The 22,750-nt window shown below is 32.6% G+C and carries 23 protein-coding genes and 1 tRNA gene; 7 read left to right on the top strand and 17 right to left on the bottom strand.

Going from position 1 to position 22,750, the window contains the following annotated elements:
- Positions 1-72: 72 nt before the first annotated feature.
- Together GKZ86_RS18815 and GKZ86_RS18820 are read right to left on the bottom strand one after the other, a co-directional pair.
- Positions 73-552: an Arm DNA-binding domain-containing protein gene (locus GKZ86_RS18815; protein ID WP_154784604.1), complete on the bottom strand. Its 480-nt coding sequence runs from the start codon at positions 550-552 to the stop codon at positions 73-75.
- Positions 553-853: 301 nt separating this feature from the next.
- Positions 854-928: transfer RNA gene (locus GKZ86_RS18820), tRNA-Pro, on the bottom strand.
- 176 nt (positions 929-1,104) lie between these two features.
- Between GKZ86_RS18820 and trxB the strand changes: the two genes are divergently transcribed.
- The gene (trxB, locus tag GKZ86_RS18825) at positions 1,105-2,052 is read left to right on the top strand and encodes a thioredoxin-disulfide reductase (RefSeq protein WP_154784605.1); all 948 of its coding nucleotides are present in this window, start codon (positions 1,105-1,107) and stop codon (positions 2,050-2,052) included.
- A gap of 337 nt (positions 2,053-2,389) precedes the next feature.
- On the opposite strand, the gene GKZ86_RS18830 is transcribed toward trxB, so the two are convergent.
- The 5 genes from GKZ86_RS18830 to GKZ86_RS18850 all read right to left on the bottom strand — a co-directional run bounded on the left by GKZ86_RS18830 (position 2,390) and on the right by GKZ86_RS18850 (position 6,773).
- On the bottom strand, positions 2,390-3,223 hold the full coding sequence (locus tag GKZ86_RS18830) for a GIN domain-containing protein (RefSeq protein WP_228526625.1): 834 nt from the start codon (positions 3,221-3,223) through the stop codon (positions 2,390-2,392).
- An 85-nt stretch (positions 3,224-3,308) separates the two neighbouring features.
- Positions 3,309-4,043 (bottom strand): head GIN domain-containing protein, encoded by a 735-nt coding sequence (locus tag GKZ86_RS18835; RefSeq protein WP_154784606.1) that lies wholly within the window; start codon positions 4,041-4,043, stop codon positions 3,309-3,311.
- A gap of 3 nt (positions 4,044-4,046) precedes the next feature.
- Complete coding sequence (locus GKZ86_RS18840) at positions 4,047-5,786, bottom strand: PspC domain-containing protein (RefSeq protein WP_154784607.1); 1,740 nt, start codon at positions 5,784-5,786, stop codon at positions 4,047-4,049.
- Positions 5,787-5,788: 2 nt separating this feature from the next.
- Positions 5,789-6,124: a PadR family transcriptional regulator gene (locus tag GKZ86_RS18845; RefSeq protein WP_154784608.1), complete on the bottom strand. Its 336-nt coding sequence runs from the start codon at positions 6,122-6,124 to the stop codon at positions 5,789-5,791.
- A gap of 169 nt (positions 6,125-6,293) precedes the next feature.
- Positions 6,294-6,773 (bottom strand): DUF4870 domain-containing protein, encoded by a 480-nt coding sequence (locus GKZ86_RS18850; protein WP_228526624.1) that lies wholly within the window; start codon positions 6,771-6,773, stop codon positions 6,294-6,296.
- Between the two features lie 231 nt (positions 6,774-7,004).
- Here GKZ86_RS18850 and GKZ86_RS18855 point away from each other — a divergent pair, with 231 nt between their 5' ends.
- On the top strand, positions 7,005-7,457 hold the full coding sequence (locus tag GKZ86_RS18855; RefSeq protein WP_154784609.1) for a DUF4442 domain-containing protein: 453 nt from the start codon (positions 7,005-7,007) through the stop codon (positions 7,455-7,457).
- Between the two features lie 100 nt (positions 7,458-7,557).
- Here GKZ86_RS18855 and GKZ86_RS18860 read toward each other — a convergent pair whose 3' ends face one another.
- From GKZ86_RS18860 to GKZ86_RS18885, 6 genes are read right to left on the bottom strand one after another with little or no spacing between them, the layout of a single operon-like run.
- Positions 7,558-7,713 carry a hypothetical protein gene (locus GKZ86_RS18860; RefSeq protein ID WP_154784610.1) on the bottom strand — a complete coding sequence of 52 codons (156 nt, stop codon included), beginning with the start codon at positions 7,711-7,713 and terminating at the stop codon, positions 7,558-7,560.
- Positions 7,714-7,744: 31 nt separating this feature from the next.
- A complete protein-coding gene (locus GKZ86_RS18865; protein WP_154784611.1) occupies positions 7,745-8,299 on the bottom strand; it encodes a hypothetical protein in 555 nt (184 codons plus the stop codon).
- Between the two features lie 42 nt (positions 8,300-8,341).
- The gene (locus GKZ86_RS18870) at positions 8,342-9,010 is read right to left on the bottom strand and encodes a hypothetical protein (protein WP_154784612.1); all 669 of its coding nucleotides are present in this window, start codon (positions 9,008-9,010) and stop codon (positions 8,342-8,344) included.
- A 3-nt stretch (positions 9,011-9,013) separates the two neighbouring features.
- A complete protein-coding gene (locus GKZ86_RS18875; protein ID WP_154784613.1) occupies positions 9,014-9,436 on the bottom strand; it encodes a hypothetical protein in 423 nt (140 codons plus the stop codon).
- A 37-nt stretch (positions 9,437-9,473) separates the two neighbouring features.
- Positions 9,474-11,663 carry a multicopper oxidase family protein gene (locus GKZ86_RS18880; RefSeq protein WP_154784778.1) on the bottom strand — a complete coding sequence of 730 codons (2,190 nt, stop codon included), beginning with the start codon at positions 11,661-11,663 and terminating at the stop codon, positions 9,474-9,476.
- A 56-nt stretch (positions 11,664-11,719) separates the two neighbouring features.
- Positions 11,720-12,433, bottom strand: a complete 714-nt coding sequence (locus tag GKZ86_RS18885; protein WP_154784614.1) for a heavy-metal-associated domain-containing protein — start codon at positions 12,431-12,433, stop codon at positions 11,720-11,722.
- A gap of 320 nt (positions 12,434-12,753) precedes the next feature.
- Here GKZ86_RS18885 and GKZ86_RS18890 point away from each other — a divergent pair, with 320 nt between their 5' ends.
- The gene (locus GKZ86_RS18890) at positions 12,754-12,984 is read left to right on the top strand and encodes a DUF2683 family protein (RefSeq protein WP_154784615.1); all 231 of its coding nucleotides are present in this window, start codon (positions 12,754-12,756) and stop codon (positions 12,982-12,984) included.
- On the top strand, positions 12,960-13,241 hold the full coding sequence (locus GKZ86_RS18895) for a Txe/YoeB family addiction module toxin (RefSeq protein ID WP_154784616.1): 282 nt from the start codon (positions 12,960-12,962) through the stop codon (positions 13,239-13,241). Before GKZ86_RS18890 ends, GKZ86_RS18895 begins: the two co-directional genes overlap by 25 nt.
- A 50-nt stretch (positions 13,242-13,291) precedes the next feature.
- Here GKZ86_RS18895 and GKZ86_RS18900 read toward each other — a convergent pair whose 3' ends face one another.
- The 4 genes from GKZ86_RS18900 to GKZ86_RS18915 form a co-directional block, all read right to left on the bottom strand.
- Positions 13,292-13,852, bottom strand: a complete 561-nt coding sequence (locus GKZ86_RS18900) for an AraC family transcriptional regulator (protein ID WP_154784617.1) — start codon at positions 13,850-13,852, stop codon at positions 13,292-13,294.
- A 2-nt stretch (positions 13,853-13,854) separates the two neighbouring features.
- The gene (locus GKZ86_RS18905; RefSeq protein WP_154784618.1) at positions 13,855-14,385 is read right to left on the bottom strand and encodes a DUF3347 domain-containing protein; all 531 of its coding nucleotides are present in this window, start codon (positions 14,383-14,385) and stop codon (positions 13,855-13,857) included.
- Positions 14,386-14,516: 131 nt separating this feature from the next.
- Positions 14,517-14,900 carry a hypothetical protein gene (locus GKZ86_RS18910; RefSeq protein WP_228526623.1) on the bottom strand — a complete coding sequence of 128 codons (384 nt, stop codon included), beginning with the start codon at positions 14,898-14,900 and terminating at the stop codon, positions 14,517-14,519.
- A gap of 71 nt (positions 14,901-14,971) precedes the next feature.
- The gene (locus GKZ86_RS18915; protein WP_154784619.1) at positions 14,972-15,805 is read right to left on the bottom strand and encodes an AraC family transcriptional regulator; all 834 of its coding nucleotides are present in this window, start codon (positions 15,803-15,805) and stop codon (positions 14,972-14,974) included.
- Between the two features lie 102 nt (positions 15,806-15,907).
- Between GKZ86_RS18915 and GKZ86_RS18920 the strand changes: the two genes are divergently transcribed.
- From GKZ86_RS18920 to GKZ86_RS18930, 3 genes are all read left to right on the top strand, one after another.
- A complete protein-coding gene (locus GKZ86_RS18920; RefSeq protein WP_154784620.1) occupies positions 15,908-17,074 on the top strand; it encodes an MFS transporter in 1,167 nt (388 codons plus the stop codon).
- 667 nt (positions 17,075-17,741) lie between these two features.
- Entirely contained in the window at positions 17,742-20,912 is a 3,171-nt protein-coding gene (locus tag GKZ86_RS18925; protein WP_228526622.1) for a TonB-dependent receptor, read from the top strand.
- Positions 20,913-20,929: 17 nt separating this feature from the next.
- Positions 20,930-22,744: a RagB/SusD family nutrient uptake outer membrane protein gene (locus tag GKZ86_RS18930; protein ID WP_154784622.1), complete on the top strand. Its 1,815-nt coding sequence runs from the start codon at positions 20,930-20,932 to the stop codon at positions 22,742-22,744.
- Positions 22,745-22,750 lie beyond the last annotated feature (6 nt).

Consider the following 22,750-nt stretch of genomic DNA (forward strand, 5'->3'; position numbering starts at 1 on the left):
TTAGGTGGTCAATTTAAACCAAAACTTGGTGGTCAATTTAAATTGGAATCAGATGATCAATATCACTGGTTTTTACACTGAAAGAACAATATCAGTCCTATAGTACTTCTCCATAAGGAATTTTTTGATATACCTTTGAGTTGTATAGTAATTTTTCATTGTGCCAGGAGCCAGTTTATGTCCTTGCTGGTTATTATGGTGCTCTAGAAGTTTCAATAGTGTAGGAGTCAATTTTCCTGTACCCAACATTTTATCTCGGATTGCAGGACCATCTATTATGTCATCCGAAAGAAGCATCTGCTGGTAGATACTGATAATCTTTGCTTTGAATTGATTAAGGAACATGTTAAGTTCTACGATTTCCTTTCGACTTCCTCGTGGCATTCCTTTCTTGACATCCCATTCGGATGCAGTTACTGATCGCTTTACTGAGATCTCGGTACGTTTCCCATTTACTGTTACTCTTGCGCATATTGGCATCTTGCCTTGCGCTGAGATCTTTTGTACCTTAAGATAAAATAATACCCCGAATGTGTTGTTAATTGTTGTCATATCTCCAAAATTTAATGTTTGACATCTTTTCTTTGGTACTTCGATTTAATTTTGGTTGTCATGGATCGCTAAAAGCGAAGACAATTATCCAATGAATCTAAAAGTACCCAACAAAGCACATTGACTGAATTGCAAGATGTTAACCCAATTATTGGGACCTAAACTTAAGAAAACAAAATGGGTAGCCGAATGGGTCCCATTTAGTTTGATACAACTTGAACATTTTGGAGTTAAATAAATAGAAAAACCCCTTAAATCATACGATTTAAGGGGTTTTGACTGCCTTTGAAAGGCGTTAGTGTCGGGGTGGCAGGATTCGAACCTGCGGCCTCCTGCTCCCAAAGCAGGCGCGATAACCGGGCTACGCTACACCCCGAAGATGTAATTGTTGTAATGCCCGTAAGCGGATGCAAATATAGTAATAAATTTTATTTGTGAAAGGAAAATCGTGAAATAAATAAAACTTATTTTGACATAGTTATTTAGGATTTATTTTGACTGGAATTTTTTATAATTAAGTTTACCTTTGCATCACAAAAAACTACACATATTATGTCAGATACAATAGAAAAAATTAAATGCCTAATCATTGGTTCTGGTCCAGCAGGTTATACAGCAGCTATTTATGCTGCCAGAGCAAATATGAATCCAGTTTTATATCAGGGAATGCAGCCTGGAGGTCAGTTGACTACAACAAATGAAGTAGAAAATTTTCCGGGTTATGTTGATGGAGTTACAGGACCGGAAATGATGGTTCAGTTACAAGATCAAGCAAAACGTTTTGGTGCTGATATTCGTGATGGCTGGGCTACTAAAGTTGATTTTTCAGGAGATATTCATAAAGTTTGGATTAACGATTCGATCGAATTGCATTGTGAAACTGTTATTATTTCTACAGGAGCTACAGCTAAATATTTAGGTTTACCTTCAGAACAACATTATTTAAACATGGGCGGAGGAGTTTCTGCTTGTGCTGTTTGCGACGGATTTTTCTACCGTAATCAGGAAGTTGTAATTGTTGGAGCAGGAGATTCTGCTTGCGAAGAAGCTCATTATTTATCTAAACTTTGTAAAAAAGTTACAATGTTGGTAAGAAGCGAAAAATTCAGAGCTTCTAAAATTATGGAAGAACGTGTTCGCAAAACAGAGAACATCGAGATTTTGATGAACCACGATACAGTTGAAGTTTTAGGTGATCAAAATGTAGTACATGCTATTAAAGCATTAAATAAAACTACAGGAGCAGTTATTGAAATTCCTGCAACAGGATTTTTCGTAGCGATTGGTCATAAACCAAATACAGATATCTTTAAAGATTACATCACTCTTGATGAAACAGGTTATATTATTAATACTCCAGGAACGTCTAATACAAATGTAGCAGGTGTTTTTGTTGCCGGAGATGCTGCAGATCATGTTTACCGTCAAGCTATTACTGCTGCAGGTACAGGTTGTATGGCAGCTTTGGATGCTGAAAGATATTTAGCAGCTAAGGAGTAATAGAAATAGTTTCAGATTTTGTTTGTTTCAGGTTTCAAGTTGCTTGAATATGAATCTTTGGAACGCTTAGATAATACAAAAGTCCCATTCAATTTAGAACGGGACTTTTTTTATGTTAAAGCTGAAACAGATTAATTTTTACCGCAAAGGTCACAAAGTTATTATTATGCGAGGTTTTGTAGAAAACACAAAGTTCGCAAAACTTTGTGTTGAACTAGCTTTGCGAACTTTGTGTTTTCTCAACATTAATATAGGTTAAAAATCTCAGCGTTCTTCGCAGTAAAATTCTCATTTCAACCTGAAACAAAGAAAACCTGAAACCTATGAAACAAAAACTCTACTTAAGTTTCTTAATCAGTTTTGCTTCTTCAGAGAATCTTGTAAGTTCGATTTTTGGATTTCCGAAAAGGGTAAGTTCAGATTTGTCTCCTGCCGCTATAGAAAGTGTCGTTTCTGCAAAAAAGATTCCTGTTGAACTTCCTTCAGTAGTAACGGTTGCATCTTTTAATGTGAATTTTGTTCCTGTAAATGTTGAGCTATTGTCTAAACGAATTGTTGCTTTTTCAGCAATTCCTTCGATAGTTGCAACAGATTTTTGATATAAATCACATTTAAATTTTATTGCAGATACTAATGCTTTAACCGAAGAACTTTTACTTAATTGCAAAACGCCATCTTCAGCTTTTAAATTCAATTCTGTTTTAGATTTATCATCTGTAATCAATGAGAATTTTTTAGCATTGACATTCAAATATAATTTAGAATAATCATAACTATTAAATGTTAAGTCATCTAATTGCAGTTCCTGAATGGCATAAACAACCGATTCATTTTTAGAAATAACCTTTTTAAGCGAACTTGTGTAAGTAACGCGAACAATTAGTTTTTTAAAAATTGTGCTCTCTTTTGTAGTGTATAAACGAAGCATTTTGTCTCTTAAATCCATTCCGATGATTTCGTGCAAATTATCATCAGCTTCAATTTTAATTTCGTTTTTTTCTCCGCGCTCCAGATAAACTTCAAGATTATCATCGGCTTCAATGCCATCAAAGTCACCAACTTCTTTTATTGAAGTGGTTACGATTTTAGATCCTTTTACTTTTTCTCTTTTTTGGGCAAAAGTGAATGTCGTAACTAATAATAATAACAGTAAGGCTGTATTTTTTTTCATTAATTCTAGATTTGATTTGGACAAATATAAAAAAATCATCCACTTTTGATGAATGATTTCTTTTATATTTAACAGATAAATATTGTTAACCCTGATTAATGCTTCCTCCTGAACTTGAATTTTTTTCAATTGTTTTAGGAACATTAATATAATTAATACTTCCTCCGCTTGAAGCGCCTGCTTTCAGACTTAAGATTGGATGTACTTCAGTACTTCCTCCACTTGATACATCAGCATCAACTTCGTTGGCTAATAAGTTTCCGGCATCAATACTTGAACCGCTCGAAGCTTTTGTCTGAACTTTTAATGCTTTTCCTTCAACTCTAATTACACTTCCGCTACTGGCTCTAACTACTATGTTGTCAGATTCTATGTTAACGTCCATGTTTGCAGCGCTTGATGATTCAAGCTCTATATTTTCTCCCTGAATTACGTTTTTGCTATGTATTGAAGATGCGCTTGAAGCGTCAAGTTTTTCAATATTTGGCATCTTTACAGTTACTTTTTTCATGGTAACATTTCTGAAAGAACTAAATTTACATCTCACTACCAAAGTTCCGTTTTCTACTTTTGTAACAATTTCTTTTTGCAAATTATCATCAGCTTCAACAACAACTTCGTAATTATCAGATTGTTCTACAACTAAATCAATAGCGTTGCTTACCTGTATGTTTTTAAAATCTCCCTGAACAATTCTTTTTTCAGTAGTAACATTTCCGCTGCCTTCAACCGTATTCATGTTTAAGTTGCATGAGGCAAACAATAATGCAATGACAGTCGCAATAATGAATTTCGTAATATGAATGATTATTTTTATCATGGCTTAGTTAATTTTAATTATAACTCCGTTTTTATCAGTGGTTAGTTTTCCTTTGGTTTTTTTTCCGTTCAAGACTTCTTTTCCATTAATTTTAATCGAAACTTCTTTTACAGTATCATTCTCAATTGTATTAACTTCAGTATCGTCACTATCATAATCTACATCGTCATGATCATCTTCTTCTGCAGGGCAATTAAGACATTTAATTTTTGATCCGTCTACTTTGTAATTGTAGTTTCCACTAAAGTGTAAGTTGAAAAAATCATTTTCAGATTCGTCATAATCTTGTACCGATGCGTCTGGTTTAAATAATTGACCTTCTGGTAAGTACAAATATACATCAACTTCCTGACCTCTAAATTTGTTTTTTACATCTGTTAAAAAATAATTATCAAGAACTAAATGGTTACCATTGATCTGAAATTTGTAGTTAATTTTTTCAGCTCTCTGCTTTGCATTTGTAAATGAATTTCCTCTTGCACTTTTTTCTATTTGTAGATATGCATTAGCTTCATCAGTACGTAAAACATGTAAATGAACATCGTTTGAATAAATCAATTGGTTATTTGCAGAATCCTGAACAAACTCAAATTCTCTATGGTGATCTAAATCTTTTGCGTAATAATCATTGTATCTGAATTTTACGTAAAGTGTATCGTTTTTGCTGATACCAATCTCTTTTTTCTCTATCGTTTTATTGTCATATGAAATTTCAGTAGCCTGTTTGATTCCAATACTAATTGCAATTGCAACAGCAATAATCCAAATGGCTAATAAAGTATATTTCGCAATATTCCCGATAGATTTTAAGTCCGGAGATAACAATTTAAATCCTAAAAGTGTCAGGAAGAAAAACGGAATTCCAACAGCAAAGAACATTAATAAACCAAATGACCAGATAGGATAGTCTGTAAAGTTTCCTGCTTCAACAAAGTTTTGCCAAGGAAAATCAACAAAAACGTTTGTTCCTAAAGTAAATACTCCAATCAATAACATGATCAAAACACTTATACCTGACATGATTAGAACAACTCCTAAAAATTTAGCGAAAATTTTAAAAACCGTCATTATAAAGTCTCCAAATGAACTACTTATTCTCTCAGCTCCCGACTTTACCTGGTTTCCCATTGCATCATAATCTGCATTTTTAAATCTGTCAGATAACGAATCCAATTCTTCGCGAACCTTTTTTTCAATATTCGAAATTGTTACCGGTTCACCAGTCATTTCAAGTTTTTCAGATGTTGTAACCGCTTCCGGAGTTACAACCCAAAGAACAAAATAAGCTAAGATTCCGGTTCCAAAACCTGCGAAAACAAATATCAAGAATAGGATTTTTATCCAAACAGCGTCTATTCCAAAATAATGTCCTAAACCTGTTGCAACACCACCAATCATACCTTTTTCTTTATCGCGGTATAATTTTTTGTGTTTTCTTGTTCCGTTATCGTTAAACGATTGTTTTGGTCTGTCTTCGTCTTCAATAATGTAGTCTTCCGGTTGTCCCATTACTACGATCACTTCATCAACATCTTTCAATCCCACAACATGTTTTTCGCTTTTTTGTTTTTCTGTTAATAATTCAGAAACACGCATTTCGATATCTTTAATGATTTCATCTTGTCCAGATGAATTGTTTAGTGATCGTTTTATGGCGTCAAAATAGCGCGTTAATTTTAAGTATGCATCTTCATCGATGTGAAAAAACATGCCCCCTAAGTTAATATTTACTGTTTTGTTCATGACTATTGATTTTGTTGATTGGTGATTAGTTTTACGGCATCAGACAATTCAGTCCAGGTACCGCTAAGTTCGTTTAAAAATGTTTGTCCTATTTCGGTTAACCCATAGTATTTTCGTGGTGGTCCTGAAGTCGATTCTTCCCAACGATAATTAAGCAAGCCGTCGTTTTTCAATCTAGTTAAAAGTGGATAAACCGTTCCTTCTACAACTAGTAATTTAGCGTTTTTTAAAGTGTCTAATATTTCTGATGTGTATGCATCTTGTTCTTTTAATACTGATAAGATGCAAAACTCAAGAACACCTTTGCGCATCTGTGCTTTTGTGTTTTCAATGTTCATAATTTCATTTTGTTTTTTTTAGATTGAACTGATTCGTTTTTTGATTGATGATGATTGATTGATGATTGATTCGAAATTATCCTGTTGATTGTCAGATATTATCGACTATAACTTTTAACTTTTATGTCACACTGAGCGAAGTCGAAGTGCTTTCATAATTTTAATGATTTTACTTTATAAAAGGAATCGCCATTGGATATTTGTAATATTCTCCGTTCGATGTTTTTATTGAAGCATAAATAACTAAAAAGAACTCAACTACTTTTAGTAATCCGAAAAGCACTACAGCTGTTAGTCCAACAGTTAGTAATCCTATATTTCCCTGAAAATCGAAATTTCTGATGATGAAATCCTCATCGTTAAAAACAGCTTGCATAGGAAGGTTTTGAAAAAACAGAATTACAAAAATCGGAATTGCAATTAAAGCTAAAATCAATGTGTAAAGCAGTATGCTTAATTGAAAATTTAAAGTCTGTTTTCCGTGGTGATTTACAAATTCAGATTTGTCTTTATAACTCGTCCAGATTAAAATTGGGAAAATATAATTCCCAAACGGAATGATGTACTGACTTAAAGTACTTAAATGTGTGAACGTTGCAGTGTTCTTGTCTGATGTTGTTTCCATGATTAGTGGTGTTGTTGTTTCCATGATTAAAAGCATATAGTAATTTCTTATACAAATATATGGCTAAAAGACAGTATCTTGTTTTACATAGTACCAAATATTAACAAAAAATTAACAAATTTCAATTCATATTGAGAAATAAAAAGTGCTGAAAATCAATGTAAACGCCTTATTTTATTGAGAAAATAGTGAAATAATAGCAATTTATTGTGCGTGCATAGTTTTTTTGTATTTTTACATAAAAAAATAAATCACATGGCAATTTCAGTTTCTAAACTCAACAAATTTGTATTATTCAAATTACCATCGGCATATATTTGTGGCGTTCGTGTTAAAGCTATCGATGATAAAACCTGTATCGTAAGTGTAAAACACCGTTGGATTAATCAAAATCCGTTTAATTCTATGTATTTTGCTGTTCAGGCAATGGCAGCAGAATTAACAACCGGAGCTTTGGTAATTGCTCAAATTCAGCAAAGCGGAAAAAAAATATCAATGTTGGTTGCTAACAATAAAGGAAACTTTACCAAAAAGGCAACAGGAAGAATAACCTTTGTTTGTAATGACGGACATTTAATTAAAGAAGCTATTAAGGAAACTATTGCAACAGGCGAGGGCCAAACCTTTTGGATGAAATCTATAGGAACCAACGAAGAAGGAGTTCAGGTTTCTGAAATGGATTTTGAATGGAGTATTCGTTTGAAATAGTTTTTTGCCACAGATTTCAAAGATTAAAATGATTTCTGGGCAAAAAAAACATATAAAAAAAGACCTCAATTTCTTGAGGTCTTTTTTATTGAAATCATGTTTAATTATTTTTTAGCACAACACTTTTTGTCTTTGCTATCTGTTTTTTGCAGCATGATTCTTTTTTAGCTTTTTCTTTTTTAACAGGTTTTGTGTCTTGTGCTTGTAAGCCAACTGTAAATAAAGCGATTGCTAAAACGGTAAGTAACTTTTTCATATTTATACTATTTATAGATGTTTATTATTTATTAATCTTCAGAATAAAATTGAGAAACCCATTTATCAAAGTCGGCTTTGTATGTTTCCTGTGCATCTGCAATAATTGATTCTGTGTCTTCAATAGGATCCAGATTAAAGTTTTCTTTAAGCCAGGTTATGTATTCAGGAAAGTTTTCGCTTTCTTCATAATCTTCATCTTTGTAAAAGTAAGCTTCTTCATGATCAACAGATATTTCCTGGTCGAAAGTGAGCAATTGCATAAATTCGAAGATGTTTTTTGCTATAACATGATAACCGCCTTCATCGCCAAAAACAACTACAGGTAATTCATTTAATGATTTATTTTGTTCATTATTCCATAATACATACATCGAACCAGAACCATTTGCCTGAGCAAAAGGCATTAGTTTATCTAAAAAATCCTGATCTTCAGACCAGCTCGAAATACCTGATTTATCATCTTCGTATAATCCAAAACCCTGAGAATAATTTTCGAATCCGAGTTCATCGTTTATCTCAAAAAATAAAGTTAGTTCAGGTGTAATTTGATCGTTAAAATTCTTTTTGAAATCTTCTAATGTCATAATTGTTTTATTGGTTTTATAAAATGTTTAAATATATCTAAATTATACAATCCATGCATCTTCAATTTTATCAACAATCCATTTATCTTTTACTTTTTTAATATAGATTCGATATCCATATCCGCACATATCACCACAGTCAATTTCAGCGGTAAGTAGGCCATATTTTTTTTCCGAATCAAATTGAATTCTGCTAAAACTAAAAACTCCTCGCACAGAATAACAACATTCATTATAAAATATCCTGTCATTTCCACGCGGTATTCTGGGAACATATTTAAGATGAAATGCATTGTAAGCATCCAGTTTTTTTCTGTTAAACTTATAGTCAAGCGTATCTAAAATATTGTCTTTCGATAATACAGCATCTTTAAAATGTTCTTGAAGTTCGTTTCCATTTTTCTTTGGCTTTGCTTTATCCAGAAAAACAAGATCAATCTTGAAACCCTTTTTTTTAAACTCAGCTAAGTCTTCATTAAATTGTTTCTTATATTCCTTTTTCCGTTGAATTCTATATTCTGGAGTATCCTTGATTTGTGGCGGTGGAGGCGGCGCATAATGATAAGCAGCATTTACCCAAACCGAATCGATTAGATCAGGATAAACTTGATAGATTACATCTTTTTCAAATTCTAAATCCTTTTCTTTTTTATTACAGCTTGTTAAGATTATTCCTGAAGTGAAAAGTAGTGCAAAATAGATTTTTCTCATATTTTATTTGAAAAAATTGTCATCAATTTTAATATTGAGGGATTTCATAATTATGCCTTTATAGTTTTCTTGCAGTAAATTACGTATTGCTTGTTGCGATTTATAAACGATCTTATAATTATCATTTTCAATTTCAATTCTTTTGATTGATTTAGTGACTTCATTTATATTTTCATCATCCCATCTTCCTCTTCCAAAATAAATATATCCTAGTTTTTCTTCTGGATTATGAGGAATTAAGTTAAAAACAATTGAATCTCCTTTTTTCATCTCATCCAATTGATCGTTTTTAACTTTCGAATTTATAATAAGTTTTACTTTTACGTTGCTTTCGCTTTTATTTGTAAAAAGAATACCTTGTGAGGGATCACAGCTTATTAAAAGAAAAGCAGTAACAAATAAGAATAGAAAATTTACTTTTTTCATTTATGAAGATTAGGATTATTTCAATGCTAATATAATATTAATAATTCAGGTTCACACCAAAACCAATTCCCATATCACTATCATAATGCGTTGTGATTCCGAAGTTTCTGGCTACAATGTATTTTAAACCCGCCATATATTCTTTATCTGTATTCCACATTAAATTCATTCGCAAACGTCTGGAAAGCGGAATATCTTTTCGTTCAAATTGTACTCTCAGATTTCCATCGGTATACATTTCAACCTGAGCTTTTACAAGCATTGGTAAAGTATATTCTATACCAGCACTAAAAACCGAACGATTATCTTTTGTATTACTTTGACCAAAAAGATTTTGTTCCTGTTCGTCCATTCCCATTTTTCTGTACCGCCAGTCAAAACCTATAAAAGGCATAAACCATTGCATTTTACCAATATATCTGCCAATATGCGTTTCGGTTTCATAACCATGTTTTTCGTTATAACCCAATCTCCATTCCGTTCCAATGCTCCAACGCATATTACTGTACATCGCTTCACCGTCATTTCCGTTTGAAGCAAAATCATTTTCGCCCATAAAATGAAACATACGATCGTCCATTTTTAGCATTTTGTACGCCATTTCTGGATGATGAATTAACGGATTCGGAGCTGAATTTTCATAACTAAAAATCCGTCCCATTCCGGCCATCATGTGATATAATATATGACAATGAAAAAACCAATCGCCATCAGCATTCGCCTGAAACTCGATTGTATCTGTTTCCATTGGCATAATATCAATGACATTTTTGAGTGGAGAATAATCGCCGTGTTCGTTCAAAATTCTAAAATCGTGTCCATGAAGATGCATCGGATGTCGCATCATCGAACCGTTGTACAATACAATCCTGACGTTTTCACCTTTTTTGATTAAGATTTTATCCGTTTCAGAAACCACTTTATTATCTAAACTCCAAACATAGCGATTCATATTTCCTGATAATTCAAAGCGTAATTCTTTTACGGGAGCGTCTTTGGGTAAAGTTGTTTTGGTGGGAGATTTTAACATTCCGTAATTCAGCGTGACAATTTCAGAAGTTGAGGTAGAATCATTTGACATTTCCATGCCTTCCATATTATGCATCGAATGATCAGTTTTTGCAGATTCCTCTTCACCGGAAATTTCAGGATACATCACGGCATTCATGTCCATTTTATTCAGAGACATTTTCATGCCCATATCATTCATTTCGCCATTCATTCTCATCATATCATTCATCATTTTCATTCCTTCAAAATATTTTAATTTTGGAAGATGAGAAATGGGTTGTTTCGCTCCTTCACCTAAAAATAAAGAAGCTGATCCGGTTCTGTCTTCGGCTGTAGCCAAAAAAGCAAAGGATTTTTTATCTTCAGGAATTGTTACCACAACATCGTAAGTTTCAGAAACCGCAATAATCAATCGATCGACTTCTACAGGTTCAACATCATTTCCGTCGCTGGCCACAACAGTTATTTTTCCACCGCCATAAGTAAGCCAGAAATAACTGGAAGCGCCACCGTTTGCAATTCGCAACCTGACTTTATCTCCGGCTTTAAATTGGGAAAGCTGATCTTCATTTTTTCCATTGATTAAAAACTTCTCATAATAAACATCACTCACATCCATGGCATTCATACGTTTCCATTCGTTTGTGACTTTTGTTGAAAATTGCCCTTTTTGAATCGACTCCGCATAACTTTGAGTTGTTCCTTTTTTTATAGCAAACCAATCGTTCGCATTATGAAGCATTCGTTGTACATTTTCCGGTTTCAAATCAGTCCATTCACTTAAAATTATTGGAATTGTTGGTAAATCGTCAATTCCTTTTCTAAAAGTAGCATCATCTTTCTTTTTATTGATAATGAAAAGTCCGTACAAACCTATTTGTTCCTGCAATCCCGAATGGCTATGATACCAATATGTTCCGTTTTGAATAATGGGAAAAGTATATTTATGTGTTGTTCCGGGTTTAATTGGCATTTGAGTCAAATAAGGAACTCCATCTTCTTTATTTGGTAAAAACAAACCGTGCCAGTGCAAAGCTGTATCTTCATTTTTAAGTTCATTATGCACATAAATTTCAGCAATATCGCCTTCGGTAAAAGTCAAAGTCGGCATCGGAATTTGTCCGTTAACGGTAAGAGCCCGTTTTTCTTTTCCGGAAAAATTAACAATGGTATCCCGAACATATAAATCGTAACGAACTACTTTCTGCGAAAGCATAATCTGGGTAAAAAAGAACAGTAATAATGTCGTTAAAAGTGGTTTTTTACAGCTCATTATATCATTGTTATAAGCATAATTAAACTCATTATAATCATCAAACCATCTTCTATAATGGTAACAGTGCTCATAGGTAAATTAAAAACGGCTCCTAAACAGGCGCATTGAATTTTCTTTTTATTTAAAACCGATTGCAAAACACCAATAACACTAATCGTCATTACAATGAAAGTAACGGCATTTGTAAAAAGCGGACTAAAATTTAATAAATATGAAATTCCTAAACCAAGTTCAATAAAAGCATAGATATATCCCCAAACCGGAATTTTTCTAGCCAGAACGTCGTACATCATATAACTTTCGGCAAAACCTTTTAGATTAAGCATTTTGAAAAAGGAGAAAACCAAAAAGAATCCTGCCATAAAATGCTGCATGGCCTGCATATAATTAAAATGCTGATTTGTTAATTGTATTAATCCCGTAACTAAACTAATGTAAAAGAAAATCAATACAATAGGTTTATAAGTTTCAAACCACGACCTTGTTTGTTCTGCAGTTTCATTATGATTAATAGTAGAAATTTGGTATTTGCTGTCTAAAGCATTTTGTAAATCTGCCAGAGCAACATGTTTATTCATGGTAACGGTTGCTGTATTTTCATTTTTTGAAACCTCGACATTTGTTATGTTGTCGACAAGCTGAAGTGCTTTTTTTACTTTGTCTTCGCAACTTGTACAGGTCATTCCGGTAAGTTGATATGTATGTGTCATTGTTTTTATTTTTAAATATTACAATGCAAATTTCCGAACTAAGGTTTGCTTCGGTTTGTATAATTTTGAGAATGATTTGCAAGATTATTTAACAGCAAAGAGCGCAAAGGTTTATATATACTATACTTTATAAAAACGCAAAGTTGCAAAGTCTTGTCTTCTTTGTGGTTAAAAAATACAATTATAAATTCTCGATATGAAACTTGAAATGTGTTTGGTTTTAAGCGTTATATAAAATTAACTATAATTTTTGTGACAGAATTGTATCGTATGAGAATAGCATGATTTTTGTATCTTTGTAATAATAAAAAAATAATATTATGACAACTATAACTATAAACGAGCGTACAAAAGCAGGGAAAACATTGCTTGAACTTGCAAAGTTGTTAGCTGTTACTAATAAAGGTGTGAAAATAGAGGAAGAAGAAAGTCCATACAATCCTGAATTTGTAAAAAAAATAAAAAAAATAGAAGCAGACTATAATAGTGGTAAGTCTAAAAGCATAACACTTGATCCAAATGATATATGGGGAAGTTTAGGATTGAAGTAACTGCGGAAGCTCAAACACATATTTCTAAACATTTGAAATCAGGTAATCAATCTAGTATTAAAAAAATCGCCAAAATATTAGAAGAATTAGCTGAAAATCCATTTGAAGGAGTTGGAAAACCAGAAGCACTAAAGCATGAGCTTTCTGGATTGTGGTCAAGAGAAATAAATAAAAAAGACAGGCTTTTATATAGAGTGAAAGAAGAAATTGTAACAGTTGTTGTAATCTCGGCAATGGGACATTATTCAGATAGATAAAAAACGTGCTAATAATTTAGCACGTTTTTTTTTATAGTATAAAATGCGATTTACAAATTCTCAATCTGAATTCGTTTTTTATTCTTCAATTGCTTGAAATAAGTAGGAGTAAAACCCGTAATTTTCTTAAACTGATTACTCAAATGCGCTACATTACTATAGTTTAAGATGTCAGCAATTTCGCTTAACGAAAGCTCATTGTAAATTAATAACTCTTTTACCTTTTCTATTTTCTGGCTGATAAAATATTTTTCTATTGTGGTGCTTTCTACTTCTGAGAAAAGATTGCTTAGTGTGCTGTAATCCTGGTTGAGGTTTTCAACCAGATAATCAGATAAATTGACTTTGAGTTCATTGTTTTTATGATGAACCAAATCGACAATAAGATTTTTTATTTTCTCAATTGCTTTACTTTTTTTATCATCAATAAAATCGAAACCTAAAGTTTGAAGGTTTTGAAGTAAAATCTTTTTTTGAGTTTCGGTAATAGCATCTTTTAATTCTACTTCGCCTAGTTCAACAGAAATAGTATGAAGTCCAAGTTTTTCAAACTCAGACTTCACAACCATTTTACAACGACCACACACCATGTTTTTGATGTAGAGTGTCATATTTATTTGATGGTTTCAACTACGTTTCCACAAGTTAACATCGAAGAACCGTAATACGGATTCTTAACTGCTTTTTCTTTGCTTAACCAATCAGCATCTGCCATTGGACAATATTGTTTGTATACAACTTCAGTTGATTTTGAAACTTTAATTAATTCGTAAGTGTTTTTAGAAAGTGATTTAAAAGTCTCACGTTGTTTTTTAAGATCAGTAGTTGCTGAAATACTTTTGGCATCAGCAGTTAATTTTTTTACAACTTTCATCCAAACATTGTGTTCGTCACTTTTTAGCTTGTCCATTTTTATGGCAGTAATCGCAGTCAATAAATCTTTGGCTTTCGCCGAAGTTAATTTTGAATCGCTTTTTATTAAAGCATCTTTTACAACAAAATAAGCATTATAAACAGTTTGCAATTGACTTGAATCAGCAATTTCTATTGTAGTAGCTGCTGTTTTGTTTGAATTTGCCTGAATAGTATTTGCAGAAAATAATAATATGATTACTGCTGTTATAGTTGATATTGTATTTTTCATTTTATGTAGTTTAATAGAGAATTCATATTTCTCTAAGTTAAATAATTTAATTTTTATCGAATGTTTGATCTCGCAAAGTCACAAAGTAATTTTGTGGCAAGACATAATTATGGCTGTTAGAAATACAATTATTATATTTTTGGAGGCAACCAAATAGAAGTAAAACCAGCAGAAATACTAGCGGTTTTATAATATGAAATAGATTTCTCAAGCGAGAAATTAAAGAGATTATTACTAAATTCGAATTCGTTTATCGTTATCAGACTAAATTGTAAAGCCGTTGTGGTACAACTCGAATGATCACATTTCCCGTTGCAGCCATGTTGGTCTTTTTTAGAATCATGATTTTTCGTGCAACAATCTTTTTGACAAGAATGAGATGTTTCTTTTTTTGAGATTTCTTTCTTTTCGCAAGATGTTTTTTCAGAAGCTCTTCCACACGCATAACCTGAATTGGACATCAAAAAGAAGCCAAGAGTTAAAAAGAAAAATAATATGTGGAATTTTTTAGGCAATGAAATTATTTTTTGAAATACAAATTTAGATATTTTTTTTAAGAGCCACTATTTATTTAAGATTTCAAATGTTATGTTTTTTTGAAATCAGTTGGCTTCATGTGTTTTCGTTTTTTAAAATAATTCGACAAATGGCTTTCATCCGTAAAACCAAATTCATAGGCAATTTGTTTAATTGGTAATTGATTATTGTGAATTCGGTTTTCTATTAAAGTAGTTCTCAAATTATGAATATAATCACGATAACTAATAGCAAAAGTCCTTTTAAAATAAGCACTAAAATACGTTTCTGCGATATTAAAATGATTGGCAATTACTTTAATTTGAACCAATTTTGGCTGATAAATATTCTGATGAATATAAGTGGCAATTTGTTCATTATCTATGTGTGTCGATTTCATTTGCAAATTCATGCATCGAATCGTTTCTTTTATTAATCCGAAAATCGAAAGAATTTGATAAAATACAATTGGTGAACTCGCAACATCAGTTTTACAATTATAAGCAGATATGTTTTCGATTGTATTTTTTAAAATCGTTTTGCACGGATCGTCTAATTTTAAAACCGTTTCTTTTAATAATTTGTTACGCATGAAATCTTCAGGCGTATTTAAAAGCAAATCATCACAAAAAAGATTTTTATTAGAATCGAAATAATTGTCTGTAAACTTGATATAGACAAATCGTGTACTTTTTTTTATATCGAAATAATGCTCGTCTTCCGGAGAAATTACAAATAAATCACCTGTTTTGTACGGAAGTAAATTGTTGTTTAAATGATGAATTCCGCTTCCTTTTTTAATATAAATGATTTCATAATAGGTATGCGTATGCGGAACATGAGGAAATACCTCATCTTCGAATTCATGAATGATTAGTTTTTCAAACTGATTAAATTTCGGCATAACATAAATTTACAAGTTTATATCGCAAATGTACAACTAATTTTATGTAAAATGGTGTTAAATTTGCACCATAGAAAGTCTATTCCTTTCTTGTAAAAACAAATGAAAAAAAGTCTTATTGCACTCTCATTAGGAGGTTTAACAATCGGAATAACCGAATTTGTTATGATGGGTTTGTTGCCTGATATAGCCTCAGACATGAAAGTCACAATTCCTGTTGCAGGATATTTAATTTCGGCTTATGCTTTAGGTGTTGTTATTGGCGCACCATTATTAGTAATCATTGGTAGAAATTTCGCTCCCAAAAAAATGCTTCTAATTTTAGCTTTGATGTTAACGGTTTTTAATGCCCTTTCAATCATTGCTCCCAATTATAATTTTTTATTCGCATCCAGATTTCTTTCCGGATTACCGCACGGCGCCTTTTTTGGAGTTGGAGCAGTAGTTGCCAGCCGATTGGCAGATAAAGGTAAAGAAGCTCAGGCGATCGCTATTATGTTTTCGGGTTTAACCCTGGCTAATCTTATTGGTGTGCCAATTGGTACCTATATAGGACATAATTTTATATGGCGTTATACCTTTATACTTATTGCAATTGTGGGTTTATTAACGCTTTTGTTTATTTATTTATGGATGCCGAATTTAGAAAAAAGCGGAAATGTAAATATGAAAACACAATTGAAGTTCTTTCAGCAAATAGATGCCTGGTTAATTATCGGAATCACGGCAATTGGTTTTGGAGGATTATTTGCCTGGATTAGTTATATCGCACCTTTATTAATAAATGTTTCAAGATTTTCTGCAGAAGATGTTTCTTATATATTGATTCTTGCCGGATTCGGAATGGTTGTTGGGAATTTTGCCGGTGGTAAACTGGCAGATAAATTTTCTCCCGCGCCAACTACATTAGCATTATTGTTTGTAATGTCTATTGATTTAATTTTGGTTTACTTTTTCTCTTACAATCAATATGCTTCTTTATTCCTGACGTTTTTAACAGGAGCAATTTCTTTTTCGGTTATTGCGCCTATTCAAATGCTGATGATTAGAACCGCTAAAGATGCAGAGATGATTGCATCAGCCTCACTTCAGGGAAGTTTTAATATTGGTAACGCACTTGGAGCTTTCCTTGGCGGATTACCTTTAGTTGCCGGATATAGTTATGCTTCTCCAAACCTTATTGGAGTAGGAATGTCGGTTATCGGAATGGTTATTACATTGATATTAATTCAACGACGCAAAGCTTCATTGCAGTTACAAAGCGCATAAAGAACTTTTCTTAAAATATATAAACCCTTAAACTAATATTGTTTAAGGGTTTTTTTGTGCGCTTTTTTCAATTCTGACTTCAGAATTGTTCTTCCTTATTTTTCTTCTTGTAAGTAATGGTTTAAGAATTTTTAAGATTCGATCTTTTAAATTTTAATTTTCACCAGTAATTTTTATCTGTAAAAAATATTTTAAGTGTGATTTTTACACCTGATAATTTTATAATTTTTCTTCTTGTAATCGATTGTTTTTTTAGTAAATAGACAGCAAATGTTTAATTAATAAAAATATATTTAATATTTTTTATGAATTAAAATTACACATGTCGTATAAAAAAAGGCTTTTATTTTTGATATGTAATTTATTTTAGGAAATTTTTATGAATTTTAATTTTTTATATTAAAAAAATATCTATGTTTGTGTAATCGATTACATGATATTTTTTAATAAAATATTACGATGTAAAATATGATGTTTGAATCTAAAAAGTAGCACATCATTTTCAAAGTTGAGTCTCCAAAATACAGGAACATATATAAGGATTACAAAAAACCACTTAAACTAAAAAACCAATTAATAACTTAAAGAGTAAACTATGAATTTTAAAGATTTATTTACTAAAAAAACGAATCATTGTTTCGCATTTGTTTTCTTATTGTGCTTATTCATGAGCAATCAAATAAGAGCACAAAATGTGACACTCGAGGGTACTGTAAAAGATGCCTCAGGTTTAGGCTTGCCTGGTGTAAATATTTTAGAAAAAGGAACCAAAAACGGTACTTCTTCTGATTTTGATGGCCGTTATAAAATCAAACTAACCAATTCTAAAGCAGTTTTAAGCTTTTCTTTTATAGGTTTTAAAACAAAAGAAGTTTCTGCTGATGGAAAAACGAAACTTGATGTTTCATTAGCTGAGGATTCTAACAGCTTAAATGAAGTTGTAGTTATTGGATATGGAACTGCAAAAAAATCTGACTTAACAGGAGCAGTTTCTACTATTTCTGGTAGCGATTTGAAAAAAGTGCCAGTGGCAAATGTTGCTGAAGCCTTAACAGGTCGAATTGCAGGTGTACAGGTGACTTCATCTGAGGGTTCTCCCGATGCAGATATAAGAATTAGAGTTCGTGGAGGAGGCTCTCTTACACAGGACGCCTCACCTTTAATTATTGTGGATGGATTTCCAATAAATAGCATGAATGATATTTCTTCATCTGATATTGATTCCATGACAGTCTTAAAAGATGCTGCGTCAACTGCAATATATGGATCACGTGGTGCAAACGGTGTAATTCTTATTACAACAAAACGAGGAAAAGATGGTAAAGTAGCTGTAAACTTTAATATGTTTTATGGTATGAAAAAGATAGCAAATCAAATTGATGTTTTGTCGCCTGAAGATTATACTAAATGGCAATACGAATATGCTTTGCTTTCACAAACAGGAACAAAAGTAGCTTCTAATCCAAATTCATATACTAAGTATTTTGGAAATTGGCAAGATCACGATATGTACAATGGTTTAAAAGGAGATGATTGGCAAAAGCAAATTTTCGGGCGTACAGGAGAAGTGCAAAGTCGCGATTTAGGAATTAGAGGTGGAAGTGATAAGATTAGCTATAATTTTAATTATGCTCATTATGACGAAAAAGCAATTATGATAGGTTCAAATTATAAAAGAAATAACCTTTCATTGGCTTTAAATAGTAAAATAAGTGATAAAGTTGATGTTGGTTTTACTGTGCGTTATTCTGATACTGAGATTGATGGAGGAGGAGTAAATGAACAAAACGAAAAATCTTCAACAGATTCACGTATGCGTACTATTGTTGGTTATGCTCCAATTCCGGTAGCAGGTTTAACTTCACAAGATACATCTGGGGATGGTACAGATGTATTGATAAATCCTTTAGTTTCTGTTTCTGATAATGATCGCCAACAATTTCGTAAGAACTTCAATATGTTAGGGAGTTTTGGATGGGAGATTGTAGATAATTTAAAATTGAAAGTAGATTTAGGTCTGGATAATTATAACAATTTGGATTATCGTTATTACGGACTAACTACTTATTATATTGCTAACGCTCCGGTAGGTCCATTACAAGGTATGCCTGCAATGATTATGGGTGATACTAAAGACAAACGTTTTAGAAATGCTAATACACTGAATTATGATTTCAAAAAAATAATGGGCGAAAATCATCATTTGACTGCTCTTTTAGGAGAAGAAAGTATTACTTATAATTCAAATACTGTAACTACTACTATTCATGGTTATCCTAAGTTTTTTGATTTTGATAAAGCAAAGAAATTAACCACTCAGGGAACACCGGCATCAGTGGATAATTACTACAGTCCTGATGATAAATTATTGTCGTTTTTTGGACGTGCAAATTATGATTACAAAAATCGTTACATATTTTCAGCTACATTTCGTGCAGATGGTTCAAGTAAATTTTTAGAAGAAAATCGTTGGGGATATTTCCCGGCTGTTGCGGCAGGATGGAAAATTTCTGAAGAGAATTTCCTAAAAGATAAAAGCGCAATAAGTCTACTAAAACTAAGAGCCAGTTATGGTGAAGCAGGAAATAATAATATACCTGTTGGACAACAAATTCAAATTTTTCAATCTACATCAACAACATGGATTAATGGAGTTACCAGTATTTGGGCACCTTCAAAAACAATGCCCAATCCTGATTTGAAATGGGAAACAACAGTTACTCAGAATGTTGGTTTGGATTTTGGGTTTTTCAAAAACCGCCTAAATGGTAGTTTTGATGTATATAAAAACATTACTAGCGATTTACTAATTAATTTTCCAGTTCCCGGATCAGGATACGATTTTCAATATCGTAACATGGGTGAGACACAAAACACAGGTTTCGAGGCTACTATAAATGTTGTTGCAATTGAAAAAGCAAAATACGGATTGAATTTTTCATTCAACATGGGAATAAACAAAAACCGTATAAACTCATTAGGTGTTATGAATAATTTTGGAGCGGCTACAGGTTGGGCTTCTTCACAAATTGGAGATGATTATCTAATAGAAGTTGGTTCTTCGTTAGGTTCTATGTACGGGTATAAAAATGATGGAAGATATGAAGTTTCTGACTTTGATTATGTTGGAGGAAAATATGTTTTAAAAAGTGGTGTAACTCCTACTGCTACTACTTTAGTAGGAGACGGAAGTTCTCTTAAACCCGGAGATATGAAATTAAAAGATGTTAATGGAGATGGTGTAGCAGATCTAAAGGATAAAACAATTATTGGAAATGTTAATCCTAAAAGTTCAGGTGGTTTCGTTATCAACGGGAATGCCTATGGATTCGATTTAATGGCAGCTTTTAACTGGAGTATTGGAAATGACATATATAATGCTGATAAAATTGAATTTTCTACAGCTACTGCTTCAGGCGAGTACAAAAATCTAAATTCAACTATGGCTGACGGAAAGAGATGGACGAATTTAGATCCTGTTTCAGGTCAATTAGTAACAGATCCTGCAGCATTAACAGCACTTAATGCTAATACTACAATGTGGTCGCCATATATGAGAACTGCTATATTTACTGATTGGGCAGTTGAGGATGCATCATTTTTAAGATTAAATACTTTAACATTAGGTTATACGGCCCCTCAGATGTTTACATCTAAACTTGGAGTTTCTAAATTGAGATTCTATCTAACAGCAAGCAATGTTTTTGTTTGGACTAACTATTCAGGTTCTGATCCGGAAGTTTCAACGAAAAGAAAAAACCCACTTACACCTGGGGTTGATTCAAGTCCTTATCCAAGAAGCAGACAAATGGTTTTTGGGATGAATCTTAATTTCTAATTTTAAATTATTACAAAATGAAACATAAAATCATAATAGCAGGATTGATTATTTCTGGTTTATTCAGTTCTTGCCAACAATTTGAAGATGACTATTTAGATGCACCAGCAGAATCGACATTAGATGCATCCTTGATTTTCTCTACAGCCGGACTTGCAAAAGGAGCTGTAGATGGAATTAAAGTACCATTTGCCGAGACTAACTCTTATAGAGGGCGTTTCTTGCCATATTATGGATTAAATACAGATGTAGAATGGCATAATACTTCTCAGACCGCAGGAGATAAAGCTGATTTATGTGTTTATGATGCAAAGCCAGGTAATACAGAGATGAATAATACCACTAATGCTTACGCCATGATGTTTTCAGGTATTGAACGTGCTAATGTTTGTATTAAAGGTATACGTCAATATGGAAATCCTTTACCGGGAACAGAAATGGGACAGTTATTAGGGGAAGCTTTAACACTAAGAGCTATTTACTATGCTGATTTGGTTAAAGCATGGGGAGATGTTCCGGCTCGTTTTGAACCTATTACCAGTGAAACTTTATATCTACCTAAATCAAGTAGAGATATTATCTATAAACAATTAATTGCTGACTTAGGAGAAGCATCAACATTAGTTGCCTGGCCTGGTCAAAGTTCATATACAGGTACTGTTGAGCACGTAAATAGAGCTTTTGTAAAAGCATTTAGAGCACGTTTGGCTTTAGCAGCAAGTGGTTATCAACAATATCCTAACGGAGTAAGAAGAAGTACTGATCCGGAACTTTCAGTTGCCAGTATGTATGCATTGGCATTAAAAGAATCTCGTGAAGTGATTCAAAGTGGTACTGCTCATTTAGAATCTACTTTTGAGGGACTATGGAGAAAATACAATCAGGAGAATACAACTGCTGGCGGAGAATCTCTTTGGGAACTGCCTTTTGCTGATGGTCGTGGTCGTATGTTATTTACGTTTGCAGTAAAGCATACTTCTATTAGTGATCAGTTTCAAGCTAATGGAGCCAATCGAGGAGGTGTAGCTGGTCCATTGCCATTTGTTTTTTACGATTACGATCAGACAGATTTACGTAGAGATGTTACTTGTGTGCCTTATAAATGGGGTACAGCTGTTGCAGCGACTCCATATCCTATTGCTAAGCAAGAGTTGGGAACATTAGATACGTGGTACTTTGGTAAATACCGTTATGAATGGATGATACGCAGAGTTACTTCAGATAATGATGATGGAGTTAATAAAATGTACATGCGTTATGCTGAGGTACTTCTTATTGCTGCTGAAACAGCAAACGAATTAGAAGGACCTGGTGCAGCAATGGCTTATCTAAAAGAAATTCGAAGAAGATCATTTCCTGTAGCAGTTCAGACTGAAAAAGTGGAGAACTATGTAAACGCTCTAAGTAGTAAAGAAGCAATGTTTAATGCTATTGTTGAAGAGAATAAATTTGAGTTTACCGGAGAAATGGAGCGTAAACAAGCACTTATTCGTTGGAATTTGCTAAAAGTAAAATTAGATCAGGCAAAACAAAAAATGGCAGATTTATCAGCACGTTCAGGCGAATATGCTGATGTACCAACAACTTTGTACTATAAATATAAAGCGGATAATGTAAGTTTAGATATCTACGGATTAAATAGAGGAGAAACAACAAATCCGGGAGCAACATATTCATCTACTCCTTGGACTTGGACAGGAACAGCAGCAGATGCTAAGGTAAATTCATTGTACAAACCAGGCGTTAATCCTGATAACAGACAATTCTGGCCAATATGGCAAGTATTTATTGATGGAAGCAATAATCAATTAAAAAATGATTACGGTTATTAAGCTCTT

It is taken from the genome of Flavobacterium sp. LC2016-13 (genome assembly GCF_009707955.1).
Taxonomy (GTDB): Bacteria; Bacteroidota; Bacteroidia; order Flavobacteriales; family Flavobacteriaceae; genus Flavobacterium.